The sequence below is a fragment of the Ornithinibacillus sp. FSL M8-0202 genome, from assembly GCF_037975285.1.
In the GTDB taxonomy this organism is placed as follows: Bacteria; Bacillota; Bacilli; order Bacillales; family Amphibacillaceae; genus Ornithinibacillus; species Ornithinibacillus massiliensis.
In genome coordinates this window covers 1,584,981-1,597,630 of the sequence record NZ_CP150248.1, presented here as the reverse complement: position 1 = coordinate 1,597,630, position 12,650 = coordinate 1,584,981, and the positions used below count along the sequence as shown (strand labels likewise).

The 12,650-nt window shown below is 39.1% G+C and carries 14 protein-coding genes, 1 pseudogene and 1 riboswitch; of the genes and pseudogenes, 6 read left to right on the top strand and 9 right to left on the bottom strand.

The features are described from left to right. Positions 1 to 204: 204 nt before the first annotated feature. From MKY78_RS08295 to MKY78_RS08285, 3 genes and pseudogenes are all read left to right on the top strand, one after another. A pseudogene (locus tag MKY78_RS08295) lies at positions 205 to 1,623 on the top strand (ISLre2 family transposase). A 200-nt stretch (positions 1,624 to 1,823) separates the two neighbouring features. Continuing rightward, the gene (locus tag MKY78_RS08290) at positions 1,824 to 2,120 is read left to right on the top strand and encodes an iron-sulfur cluster assembly accessory protein (RefSeq protein WP_339217325.1); all 297 of its coding nucleotides are present in this window, start codon (positions 1,824 to 1,826) and stop codon (positions 2,118 to 2,120) included. A gap of 72 nt (positions 2,121 to 2,192) precedes the next feature. Then, positions 2,193 to 2,546, top strand: coding sequence for a hypothetical protein (locus tag MKY78_RS08285; RefSeq protein WP_339217323.1), 354 nt, complete (start codon positions 2,193 to 2,195; stop codon positions 2,544 to 2,546). 22 nt (positions 2,547 to 2,568) lie between these two features. Here the strand turns inward: MKY78_RS08285 and MKY78_RS08280 are convergent, their stop codons facing one another. Beyond that, entirely contained in the window at positions 2,569 to 4,188 is a 1,620-nt protein-coding gene (locus tag MKY78_RS08280; protein WP_339217321.1) for a catalase, read from the bottom strand. 172 nt (positions 4,189 to 4,360) lie between these two features. On the opposite strand from MKY78_RS08280, the gene aac(6') reads away from it, so the two are divergent. Together aac(6') and MKY78_RS08270 are read left to right on the top strand one after the other, a co-directional pair. Continuing rightward, positions 4,361 to 4,801, top strand: a complete 441-nt coding sequence (aac(6'), locus tag MKY78_RS08275; RefSeq protein ID WP_339217319.1) for an aminoglycoside 6'-N-acetyltransferase — start codon at positions 4,361 to 4,363, stop codon at positions 4,799 to 4,801. A 104-nt stretch (positions 4,802 to 4,905) separates the two neighbouring features. Beyond that, positions 4,906 to 5,493 carry a 1-acyl-sn-glycerol-3-phosphate acyltransferase gene (locus MKY78_RS08270; protein WP_186869516.1) on the top strand — a complete coding sequence of 196 codons (588 nt, stop codon included), beginning with the start codon at positions 4,906 to 4,908 and terminating at the stop codon, positions 5,491 to 5,493. Between the two features lie 43 nt (positions 5,494 to 5,536). Here the strand turns inward: MKY78_RS08270 and MKY78_RS08265 are convergent, their stop codons facing one another. Further along, entirely contained in the window at positions 5,537 to 6,022 is a 486-nt protein-coding gene (locus MKY78_RS08265; protein WP_186869517.1) for a QueT transporter family protein, read from the bottom strand. Between the two features lie 7 nt (positions 6,023 to 6,029). Further along, positions 6,030 to 6,074: riboswitch (PreQ1 riboswitch) on the bottom strand. A 192-nt stretch (positions 6,075 to 6,266) separates the two neighbouring features. On the opposite strand from MKY78_RS08265, the gene MKY78_RS08260 reads away from it, so the two are divergent. Beyond that, complete coding sequence (locus tag MKY78_RS08260) at positions 6,267 to 7,130, top strand: VOC family protein (protein WP_339217316.1); 864 nt, start codon at positions 6,267 to 6,269, stop codon at positions 7,128 to 7,130. Between the two features lie 55 nt (positions 7,131 to 7,185). On the opposite strand, the gene MKY78_RS08255 is transcribed toward MKY78_RS08260, so the two are convergent. The 7 genes from MKY78_RS08255 to MKY78_RS08225 form a co-directional block, all read right to left on the bottom strand. Continuing rightward, the gene (locus tag MKY78_RS08255) at positions 7,186 to 7,788 is read right to left on the bottom strand and encodes an alpha/beta hydrolase (protein ID WP_339217314.1); all 603 of its coding nucleotides are present in this window, start codon (positions 7,786 to 7,788) and stop codon (positions 7,186 to 7,188) included. A 15-nt stretch (positions 7,789 to 7,803) separates the two neighbouring features. Then, entirely contained in the window at positions 7,804 to 8,415 is a 612-nt protein-coding gene (locus MKY78_RS08250) for a flavin reductase family protein (protein WP_339217312.1), read from the bottom strand. A 15-nt stretch (positions 8,416 to 8,430) separates the two neighbouring features. Continuing rightward, complete coding sequence (locus tag MKY78_RS08245; protein WP_339217310.1) at positions 8,431 to 9,369, bottom strand: ring-cleaving dioxygenase; 939 nt, start codon at positions 9,367 to 9,369, stop codon at positions 8,431 to 8,433. Positions 9,370 to 9,386: 17 nt separating this feature from the next. Continuing rightward, positions 9,387 to 9,815 carry a MarR family transcriptional regulator gene (locus MKY78_RS08240; RefSeq protein WP_339217308.1) on the bottom strand — a complete coding sequence of 143 codons (429 nt, stop codon included), beginning with the start codon at positions 9,813 to 9,815 and terminating at the stop codon, positions 9,387 to 9,389. 285 nt (positions 9,816 to 10,100) lie between these two features. Beyond that, a complete protein-coding gene (locus MKY78_RS08235; RefSeq protein WP_339217307.1) occupies positions 10,101 to 11,033 on the bottom strand; it encodes an aldo/keto reductase in 933 nt (310 codons plus the stop codon). A gap of 101 nt (positions 11,034 to 11,134) precedes the next feature. Continuing rightward, entirely contained in the window at positions 11,135 to 11,890 is a 756-nt protein-coding gene (gene fetB, locus MKY78_RS08230) for an iron export ABC transporter permease subunit FetB (protein WP_339217305.1), read from the bottom strand. Next, complete coding sequence (locus MKY78_RS08225) at positions 11,887 to 12,609, bottom strand: phosphate ABC transporter ATP-binding protein (protein WP_186869525.1); 723 nt, start codon at positions 12,607 to 12,609, stop codon at positions 11,887 to 11,889. The genes fetB and MKY78_RS08225 overlap by 4 nt, the downstream gene beginning before the upstream one ends. Positions 12,610 to 12,650 lie beyond the last annotated feature (41 nt).

Sequence of the window (12,650 nt, the reverse complement as noted above, 5' to 3'; positions counted from 1 at the left end):
ATTATTCCCCTCCTCTAAAAAAACTGTTTATTTCCAGTATACATGAAAACTACTTTTATGAATATGTTGATTTGTCTCCAAGATGTTAGAGTAAAATGTTTATGGGAGAACATATACCTCATCTTTGGTGTTGAAGTCTTACGACTTCAACACCAAAGATGAGGCCAGCAAGCGGAGCGCGGTAGTAGTATAGAGGCATTTTCAATGAAAAAAAGGACCTTCTTTTGTATAGTTAAGTTTCCTACAACAACAACTATAGAAAGAGGCCCTCAAATGAAAGATATCATATCTACGCTAACAATGAAAGAATTAGAAAAAATTACATACCGAGCTTTGCAGGAAAGCTTTTCCCAGGTGATGGTACAGACTCTTAAAGAATTAGATGAGGCGATTGCTTTAGGAAGAGATAAAAAAAGGTTTTATCTAAAGGATAAGCGAACTCTAAAGTTTGATTCTGTTTTTGGTCAGGTAGAACTGAAAAGAAATTATTATCGAGATAAAGAATCTGGAAAGTACGTTTATTTATTGGATCAATATTTGGCTTTTGACGGTACGAAAGGTATGAGTCCAGTGGTGCAGGATTTAGCTATTGAACTGGCCGTGACAGGCGTTTCCTACAGACAGGCTGGTAAAACAATGGAGAAGCTTTTGGGCTACCCTGTAATCAGTCATGAAGGTATACGTCAACAGCTTTTGAATACAGAAGTAGTTCCAGAAGAATCAGTATCACTAGAAAATGATGTTGTGTTTGTGGAGGTTGACGGACTTTATACAAAAAGTCAGGAGAAAAAGAAAAAAGGAAGGGAAATTAAGATTGCCAGTGTGCATCAGGGCTGGGAAATGAATGGCAAACGGGCAAAACTAGTTGAAAAACGACATTTCATTCATGAAGGGAAACTCCCGTTTTGGGAGGAATTTGAACAGTTTTTAATGACGACTTACGAGTACGATCCAACCAAGCATCACCTAGTTATTAACGGAGATGGAGCGAAGTGGATTACATCCTGCCGGGATTATTTCCAACACAACGCGACTTTTGTCATTGATCGTTTTCATGTTGCCCGGGATGTGCAGCGTTTATTTCGGGATCATTCAAGATATCGTTCCATCCGAAAGAAACTAGCAAAATATGACTGGGAAGGTTTCATGGTGGAATTAAACAGCGCTGTGGGCACGCTTGATAATGAATAGAAAGAAGAACGACTGGAAGAGTTAATTGCGCAGCTTTCTCAATATCCGGAAGCACTGGGAGATTACCGTGAAAAATTAAAAGGAAAAGGTATAGACACAACAGGATTCCGTCCAATGGGTAGTGCGGAAGGAACCATGAGTGTTTTCGCTAGACGGCTTAAAAATGGACGTAGCTGGAGTGATAAAGGACTTGATAAATTCATTGATATCATGGTCGCTTTGAAAGACAAACTGGAGATTAAAACGCTACATGGGATACTTGAACAGACGCAGGACTTAACACGGAAAAACAAGGAAGAAAAGCCACCTAAACACTTTGTAGAGAAGCTAAAGGACAGCGCTGCAGAAGCAACTCGGAACAACTTGGGTTATTTAAAACAGGCTATAGGAAAACCAATTACAGATGCTTTAAAAGGATTGCGGGGAATTTAAAAAAGTAAAAAAGCGGAAACAGATGGAAAGATATAAATCTGAAACCGTTGTCAAATTTGGAATTAAAACAATACAAAATAAGGGACTTTAAAAATCTCCCACAAATACTTGACTCAATCCTCCAAGATGTTTAATTTGTCTTTTTTCGAGAAAACTGAAACAATATAGTAGTAAACATTAAATAAAAGGGGCCACATACTATGCAATGTAAAATAAATCACAATGCAGCAAAGTATTTGAAGAAAATGCTTGAAACAGAAGAAGCACAAGGAAAAATGATTCGAGTGCTCGTAACCCATCTACACGGTGACCATGCTCATTACGATATCCGACTAGACACACCTTCAGAAAATGATGAAGTAGTCAAAACGGATAAAGATATTGATATTATTTTGGAAAAAGATAATGAATGGTTAGACGGTGTATGGATTCAGTATTTCTATGTTCCACAGGAAGAATTAGTAATCACTAATCCTAAAAAAGGACATCATCATTAAAATTACTTAAGGCAAGGGTCATTGGATCCTTGTCTTTTTTTGGGTTTGGGAGGGGGGAGAGGGGGAGGGAGGATGCGCCCAAACCAGGAAAAGATGAGCCCAAGGGAGAAGGAGATGGTCCCAAAGCGGAGGCGGATAAGCCCGAGAGAAAGGGAGATGGTCCCAAAGCGGAGGAAGATAAGCCCGAGAGAAAGGGAGATGAGCCCAAACCAGGGAAAGATGCGCCCAAGGGAGAAGGAGATGGTCCCAAAGCGGAGGGAGATAAGCCCGAGTGAAAGAGAGATGCGCCCAAACCAGGGAAAGATGAGCCCAAGGGAGAAGGAGATGCGCCTAAAGCGGGGGAGAATAAGCCCGAGAGAAAGGGAGATGCGCCCAAACCGAGTAAAGGCTTCCTCCCTATCCTCCCAAACAAAAAAGAGGCACTAGCTAAACTAGTACCTCCAAAAAATTAATATGGATCAGCATCGTGGGATTTCTTCATGGCATCATCTACTGCTTCTGGTGCGTTTGCTTTACCTAAAGGACGGAATTCCTCGCCGGCTTCCATTTTCATGTCGCCCATTTCTTTTGTTTTGGCAGCGATTCCTTCACGAAGGCGACGTCCATATTCTTCATCAGCCTCTTCTGCTAAGGCAATCATCTTATCTTGGATTCGTTTATCACAAATAGCTAAATCATTCACTAGATTATTGATTAACTCATCTTTTTCCCATTGTTCGAAACGGCGGTATGTTTCACCAGCCTGCTTTGTATTATCTTGTCTTTCGATAGATTCTCTTACAAGATTTCCTTCTACATGTGGGGTGTGCTCGGTTCCAATCTGCTCGGCTTCCTTTAGTCCACCTAAGATGGACGGTTCATAGTTAACATGTGGGTTCTGCCCTGGTGCCTTATCATTGTGGTAACGAAGCTGACCACCCTCTTGGTTTGTTGCTACACGTTTCTTAGCTGCATTAATTGGTAATTGTAAATAATTTGCTCCAACACGATAGCGCTGGGTATCGGAGTAGGAGAAGGTTCTACCTTGAAGCATCTTGTCATCAGAGAAGTCCAGACCATCTACAAGTACCCCGGTACCGAAAGCAGCCTGTTCTACTTCCATAAAATAGTTCTCTGGGTTCTTATTTAAGACCATTTTCCCAACCGGTAGCCAAGGGAATTGGTCTTCAGGCCAAAGCTTTGTGTCATCCAGCGGATCAAAGTCTAGCTCAGGATGTGGGCCATCCTCCATGATTTGAACAAATAGTTCCCATTCTGGGTAATCGCCACGTTCGATCGCTTCATATAAATCCTGGGTAGCGTGGTTAACGCTCTTTGCCTGGATTTCTGCTGCTTCCTTGACGGTTAAATTTTTGATGCCTTGCTTTGGTTCCCAGTGGTATTTAACCAATACAGCTTTTCCCTCGCTGTTGACCCATTTATACGTGTTAACCCCAGACCCCTGCATCATCCGGTAATTAGCTGGGATACCCCAAGGTGAATAAACAAAGGTCACCATATGGAAGGTTTCTGGAGAATTAGCGCAAAAGTCGAAAAATCTTCGTGGATCCTGCATGTTCGTTACCGGATCAGCACGGAAGGCATGAATCATATCAGGGAATTTCATCGCATCTCGGATGAAAAAGATCTTTAGATTATTTCCAACTAAATCCCAGTTCCCATCCTCTGTGTAGAATTTAATGGCAAATCCTCTTGGATCACGTGCTGTTTCAGGAGAGTCATTCCCACCAACAACTGTGGAAAAACGAGCAAATACCGGTGTGCGTTTTCCTTTTCCTTGGAACACTTTTGCACGTGTGTACTTAGACACAGGCTCATCACCAACTGTTCCATATGTTTCAAAGTACCCATGAGCACCAGCCCCGCGAGCGTGTACGATTCTTTCTGGAACCTTTTCGCGGTCAAAGTGACTAATCTTCTCGATAAAGTCATAGTTTTCTAATGTAGCTGGTCCACGATTACCGACTGTACGAATGTTTTGATTATTGGTGACAGGATGTCCTTGTCTGGTAGTCAGTGTGTCATCGTGCTCAATATTCGTTTCTGGTGTTTCATTGGATTTATCCATTCTATCGCCTCTTTCATATGTACTTTATTCACAGTAATTATGCTTACCAAGTATGCAATAAAATAATCCAGTTTTTGATAGATATTACAAATAAAACATAGAGGATGGATTAACTAACGATAAAAAGCTATTCTTAGCTTAAATAATATGATTAATAGAGGGGTGAAAAAGCATGGGAACCATAATAGAAGCTACAACGGAACAACTGAAAGACCTTACCAATCTAGCGTCAGAACTATATAACGGAAATAATTCTGAGGCACTTGAAAATGAGTTAAAGCAAATATTAGAAAATTCTAATCATAGATTTCTATTGTATGTAGAGGATGAGCAACCAATTGCGTTTATGCATTTGTCCATACGTACTGATTATGTTCAAGGTTCGGAAACCAGCCCTACAGGTTATATAGAGGGAGTCTATGTGAAGCAAGAGTACAGAAGAAAGGGAATATCAACTAAGCTTTTTCATGAAGGGAAGAAATGGTTTAAAAGACATGGTTGTACGCAAGTAGGCTCTGATATGGAAGTTGATAATCAAGATAGTTATCCATTTCATATGAGCCTTGGCTTTAAAGAAGCTGGACGATTGATTACGTTTATTAAAGACTTGTAAAGTTGGAAATTCACCATTCAAATTTAATGAAATTAGTATCAGGTAATATGAGTTTGTGGTAAAATATAATAAAAGTAAGTTGATTGAGAATAGAGGATGAAGAAATGTATAAATTTGCTGCAAATGTTGTAAAGGGTTTTCTGAGCCTTTTCGGAAGAATAAAAGTATATCAAAAAGAAAATCTCCCGAAGTCGGGTAGTTATGTTATTGCATGTACACATACTGGATTTGTCGATATTTTATGGCTTGGTATTGCGACTTTGCCAACAGAAATTCATTATATGGCAAAGAAAGAGCTTTTTCAAACGAAATTTACAAAGTGGTTAATGGAGAACTTACACGCATTCCCAGTCGATCGTGAGAATCCGGGTCCGAGTGCCATTAAAACACCACGTAAGCTATTAAAGGAAGGGAAGGTTGTTGGGATTTTCCCGAGCGGTACACGATCTAGTGAGGATGTACCTTTGAAACGTGGTGCAGTGACTATCGCTGCGCATTCTGATGTACCAATTGTGCCTGCTGCTTATGTCGGACCAAATAATTTTAAAGATTTGTTCAAAAGAATTAAACCAAGATTAATCTACGGGGAACCGATTCAGCTTCCAGAAGGTATGTCCAAAAAAGAAGGTATGGAAGTTTTAATGCAACAATTAGACAAAGAAATGCGAGCATTACAAGATAAGATTAAATAAAAAAGACCTTCACAGTCTAGGATTGTGAAGGTCTTTCTCTATATTATATAAGCTTATTGAAATTTATTCGCTTATTAAGTGCATAAATAATTGGTATACCTATAGCTAGTACTGCGAACTCTCCTACTGCGGTTGTTAACCATGTAAATAGGAATGGTAGCTCTAATGCTAAATTGAGTTCAAATGCAATAATAAACATATTAAATGTAAATACCAATGTATTTGCTATTAATAATGCTAAGATGTTTTTCACATATTTCCCTAATAGGATGATGATACCAAGTGATATGGCAGAATGGGCAACACCAAATACTAAATCATACCAACCTAGAGGTGAGAATAATAGGTTGTATAACAGTACCCCTATCACAATCCCGAAGAAATATTTCTTATTGAAAACAATAAGATGGTTGAACACCTCGGAAATACGAAACTGTACATTCGTAAATCCGAATGGAACGATTAGCGCTGAAACAGCAATGTACAATGCTGCAATCAGAGCATTTACAACTAATGTTCTTGCTTTCATATTAATCTCTCCCTTAGTTTTTTTACGTGGGATGGTTTCGAACCACGTCTTCCAAGCAACTTATCTAGTATAGTACAACTCCGCAAAAATAGAAAGTTAATTTTACTTTTCTATAGTATGGAATGGTTCTAGTCTTAGAACTAATAATAGCGATGACATGGTTTTATTGACAATCAACAGAAGTAGATATTATATTTACATAAAGTAACTAGATTTTAAAAAGTAACATAAAGGAGGTTGTGAAATGGAACAGAAATTTTTTCAAAAGCCAACCACATTCGTTGGGGAAGTAAACATATATGTTAGTGACCTGCAGAAGTCTTTGGACTTCTATCAACGTGTCTTGGGATTTCAAATCATGCAGCAGACGGACAGTAAGGTAGTCTTATCCCCAGATGGTGTTCGTCCCATTCTTATCTTGGAACAACCAGAAGAGGTAAGGGGAAAGCAAGCTCGGACAACAGGACTTTATCACTTTGCCATATTATTACCAAGAAGGAGAGATTTAGCCAACTTTCTTAAGCATTTAGTACAAACAGAGGGGCCCCATATCCGGCTAGGAGCCTCAGATCACTATGTAAGTGAGGCGCTTTACTTTGATGATCCAGATGGTAATGGTATTGAGGTGGCAAGCGATAGACCGTCTGCTTCCTGGAATTGGGATGATGGTACAGTGGACATGGGTACGGTCGCTTTAGATGCGGAGAGTCTGTTGGCGGAAAGTGATAAGGAGTGGGATGGCATACCAGAGGAGTCTGTAATGGGGCATATCCATCTACATGTTGCCGATTTGGAAGCTACTGAACATTTCTATGTGAACGGGCTTGGATTCAATATCGTGACGAGATATCCGGGAGCGTTATTTGCTTCTACTGGTGGTTACCATCATCATATCGGATTAAATGTATGGAATGGCGTGGGTGCACCAGCGCCTAGCACTCATAGTGTTGGACTACATTACTTTACTTTAGTGCTGCCAGATGAAGAAACAAGACAGAAGAGAATCGACAGTCTTCGAAATATCGGGGCCGAGGTTGTTCGGATAGAAGATTACTATAGGGTAAAAGACCCTGCGTCTAATACCATTCATTTACGCATTAGTGAATAACCTGTGGATAATAAAATGAGATCTACTAAAAGCGTAGATCTCATTTTTCAGCAACTTATAAATTATGATACCAATCTGTTGCTGCTCTTACTTCACTGATGGTCAATTGGTGACCTTTGTCTTCCCAGTGTAACGTAACATCTGCACCAGCATTTTCTAATAATGATTGAAGATCTTCTGATTCTTGGGCAGGACAAATAGGATCATTCGTGCCAGCCGAAATAAATACCCTTTTATTAGCTAGATTTGGTAATGTTATTCCTCTTCTTGGTACCATTGGATGGTGGAGGCTTGCACCACGTAGCGCATCTTGAAAGTGGAACATAAGACTTGCGGCAATATTTGCTCCATTAGAATACCCGATAGCAATTATATTGTTACGAGCAAAGCCATATTTTTCCGAGGCTTCATCCAAGAATTCATTTAGTTCCTTTGTACGAAATATTAGGTCCTCTTCATCAAAGACACCTTCTGCTAACCGTTTGAAGAATCGTGGCATACCATTTTCCAGTACATTACCACGAACACTTAGGATATTGGCTTCTTTATCAATCATTTCTGCAAGTGGAAGAAGATCTTGTTCAGTCCCGCCAGTTCCGTGCAGTAATAATAAAGTTGGTTTATCGGGATTTGTTCCCTTTTGGAAAATATGCTTCATATGAAAAGCTCCTTTTTATTTTGGTCTTTCGATGGAAAAAATCTCCCCGACTTTAGCATAGTTAGCCCCTGCTAATCGACTAATCGCTGCTAACTTTACAGGGTTAATTTTCCCATCTTCATAAATTTCCTCGTCAATATGATACGTGATGATTTTACCAAGGATTAGGTCGGAACCCTTTTCGCCATCTGCTGCATCTAATGCGATGATTTGCTCTAGCTTACATTCGAATCTTACTTTCGCCTCCTGTACACCGGGTACAGAGATTCTTTCACTTGGGACAGGGGTAAGGCCGGCTACAGTAATTTCACTCTTATTTGGTGGGAGAGTGGCGGCGGTTTTATTAATGTTATCAACATTTTGTTCGTCGACGATGTGAATAACAAACTCCCCATTTTCCGTTATATTTCGTGCTGTATCCTTCATCTTGCCATTCTTACGCTGTATGGCTAATGAAACGATAGGTGGGTTGGAGGATACAATATTAAAATAACTAAATGGCGCTCCATTTATTGTCCCATCTGCTGCTTTTGTTGTGACAAATGCAATAGGTCTTGGAATGATGGAGCCAATAAGCAATTTATAATTCTCGCGTTCTGATTGGCTTTCTGGATAAAAGGAAAGCACAACAATCCCCCCAAATTAGTTATCTAAATTTCGAACTTGAATTGGAATCAAATGATCATTTAGCTTTTCCCGATACATTTCATATTGGGAAGGGAGTTTTAACGCTGTCCCCATCGTTTCATACGATTCATCATGTGCAAAGCCTGGTGGGTCTGTTGCGATTTCGAATAAAATTTCGCCATGTTCTCTGAAATAAATGGCATTAAAGTAATTCCGATCTCGTACTGGGGTCACCCCGTAACCATTACTCTCTACATGCTTTTTCCAATCCAGTTGATCTGCATCATCTGTTGCTCTCCAGGCGATATGGTGAACCGTGCCAACTCCCATCTGCCCTTTACCAGTCGTAGTCTTTTTTAGGTCAATGATATTTCCGAGGCTTCCATGAGATTGGAATCGAATAAGGTCATTTTCCTCCCCGATTTTTTCAAGCCCCATGACATCAACAAGTAAACGTGCTGTTTCTTCTGGTTGGGAGGATAATAATGTGGCTCCAGCAAAACCTTTAATTGCAACGTCAGGAGTTATATCACCAATAGTCCAATTATTAATCTCGCCATCCTCACGTTCTACTAATTCAAGCTTTAAACCGTGAACATCATCAAATGCTAGATAGGTTTCTTGAAAGCGATTGGATTTCGTGTATGTGATATTAAATTTCGCTAGTCTTTGTTCCCAGAAATCCATGGAGCCGGTAGGAATAGCATAAGAAGTGACACCTACTTGGCCATCCCCTATCTTTCCTTGGTATGCATTTGCCCAAGGGAAGAATGTAATAATGGACCCTGGTCGACCGCCATCGTTTCCGAAATAGAGATGATAAGTGCCTGGATCATCAAAGTTTATTGTCTTTTTAACTAACCGTAAGCCAAGAACACTAGCATAAAAATCAACATTTTCTTGAGGGTGTCCTACGATTGCCGTGATATGGTGAATTCCTGCTGTCTTTTTCATTGTTCATCATCCGCCTTTCATTGGCCTGCTTTTTGTCCGACTTGTTTTAGTACGCTAATAAGTGTCTCTTTGTCTTCATCAGAGATGCCCTCGAATAAGCTTTCTATTACTTGCTGATGCTGTGGAAATACTTCGTCCATTAGTTTTTTTCCTTCATCTGTTATATGGATATAGACTACTCTTCGGTCGTCTTTACAATGACTTCTTTCTAGTAATCCTTTTTTCTCTAATTTATCAATGACATAGGTAATGGAACCTGTGTTTATGAGAACGGCATCGGATACTTCCTTTACGGTAAGTCTGCCTTTATGATAAAGTGCTTCAAGAATTTCAAAGTCAGAGGTACGCATTCCATGATTGCTAATATCGTGCTTAATCACCTCTTGTAGAGACTTGGAAGCCTTCATTAGAACAACAAATGCTTTTAATGAAAGATTCTCGCTCATGTTTACACCTTCTTATTTTTAATTTAATTATTATGAATTTAAATATCTTTAATTAAGTATATTTTATCTGGTTATGCTGAAATTGTCAAATGACCTTGTTTGTAGTTTTCGCAAATATGACGATATTAAGCAATTTTTATTGGGAAATTTTTTTCTATTCAAGCGATGCCTGTCTCAAATCTGCACAAGACTATACCTAGGGGTCAGTCGTAGAACAATGGCGCCCGATCTTTTCAAGCATTGAAGTACATAATAAGCCAAATAAAAAAAGAGGGGGCTACCCTCTTATGAAAAAATCCGATCGATGGTTTCAATTTCGGCTTTTGATAATTGTACCTCTAATGTTTTAAGGTTTTGTATGACTTGCTCCGGTTTTTTAGCTCCTGGGATGACGGTGTCAATTGCAGGCTGTGCGAGATACCAGGCAAGGACAATGTTGGATACTTCTGTTTGCTTCGTATTGGCAATTTCCTTTAGTGTTTCTACCTTTTGTAGGTTTTGCTCGAATGCTTCCCCTTGGAAGTGAGGCATATTAGCACGGAAATCATTAAAGGTTGTTTCTTTAGTGTATTTTCCTGCGAGTAAGCCAGAAGCAAATGGGAAATATGGAACAAAGGAAATATTGTGTTCTAGCGTGTAAGGGAACAGGTCATTCTCAGGTTGGCGATTTAATAAATTATAATGACCTTGTAATACATCGACATATCCATCTTGATTTGCTTCTTTTAATTGTTCTAATGAGAAGTTCGATACGCCAATGGCTCTGATTTTTCCTGCATCTTTAAGTTCTTTTAATGCACCAACAGCTTCGTACTTAGGTGTTTTTTCATCAGGAAAGTGGATGTAAAATAAATCGATATAGTCTGTTTGAAGTCTTTTTAGACTAGCGTCAACTGTTTCTCGTAGAAATTCTGGTGAATTATCAACGATTGTTTCACCATTTACAAGTTTTTGAGTACCCTTTGTAGCAATAACCATTTGTTGACGATTGCCCATTTCCTTCATTACTTCACCAATTATTTCTTCGGATCGTCCCATGCCATATGTAAATGCTGTATCAATATAGTCTAGCCCTTCCTTAATGGCGGTTTGTAATAACTCTCTATTAATTTGCTCATCAATTCCTGGGTAAAGATTATGACCACCAATTGCATTGGCTCCTAAACCAATAGGATTTACCACTAAGTCCGTTTTACCGATTCGTACTTTATTTGACAATATCATTACCTCCTAAAGTATTGGATAATTATATTCTATTGGAAAATCCGGTTTAAATACAAGGAAAGGGAATCGTGTTCATAACAAGATTCCCGTGTTGATTATTGATGAAACTTTAGAAACTGCATTTGCTTATTAAATAGCGCTGGATAGGATAGGTATCCTAGCATAATACTGGTTACGACTGCAGTAGTTAATAATAGGAATAAGATTAACAGTTGAAATTGAACGGCTTGTACAGGATCTGCGCCTGCAATGATTTGACCACTCATCATCCCGGGCAACTGAACAAGTCCGATCGTTTTCTGGCTCTCAATTGTTGGGATTGTACTTGCTTTGATAGCCGTAATCAATTGAGTATGAATGGCTTGTTTAGGTGTACCGCCTAAGGATAGAATTAGCTCTGTTTCATCTTGTGTATTTTCAACCTCTGCTGTAAATCGGTTTAAAAACAAGATGCCAAGTACCATCGAATTCCCAATGACCATCCCACTAATCGGGATAATATATTGTGGTGTTGGTGGCACAATGTGAAGACCAAGTAAGATACTTTGTGTTAATACCTCAATAAAAACGAATGTAATAAATAACTTCCACGTAATCCCTTGAATAGAAGCACCTTTTTTCCGAGCATTCTGAGTTGCGGCACCGATCATAAGCAGGATCATTAGGAGAATAAAGAGAATGTGTTCTGCATCAAATACATATTGTAGAACATATCCTACGGCAAGTAACTGAATGATAGACCGAATGGTAGCGATCAGGGTGTCCTTTTCTAAACCGAGTTTTAATGTTCGAGATAGAATAAGTGGAATTAGAACGAAAATTAGCGTCAATGATAGTGTAAGAAAGCTCATTCTAATTCCCCCTTTACGAATTTTTGGACACGTTTATCTTGTGGATTCCTTAATAAGGAACTATCTCCTGATTCAATTAGCTCCCCGTTCATCATGACCCATGTGTAGTGGCCAATTCTTAAAGCTTGATCTAGATTATGGGTAATCCAAATCATGGTTGTCCCATATTTCTCATTAATCTTCTCAATTAGCTCTTCAATATCATGTTGCGATACTCGGTCAAGTGATGAAGTAATTTCATCTAGTAATAATACGCTTGGTTTATTTACTAAAGTACGAGCAATAGATAGCTTTTGACGTTGTCCACCGGATAAATCCTTAGCGTGTCGCTCCAATAGCTCTGCTCCTAATCCAACATCATGTAGTAATTCTTCGGCATAATTTCTGTCAATACGTTCTCCCTGTAGTGCAAGTGGTAGTTCGAGGTTTTCTAATACAGTACCTTTAATCATGGTGGCACTTTGTAAAGCAATGCCAACCTTTCTACGTAATTCTATCGGATTATATTCATTTATTGATTTTCCTTTGATTAAAATTTCCCCAGATTCAGGAGAACGTAATCCGTTACAAAGTTTAAATAGAGTAGATTTTCCTGCGCCTGATGGGCCAACAAGCGTTGTGACTTTACCATCAGGAAAGGAACCGGTTATGTTTCTTAAAATATGTAGACCATCTGTAGAATAATTTACGTTATGGAATACGATGGCAGCTTGATTCATGATTGTCACTTCCTTTTATGTGTTCCCTTATTTTAATGTTC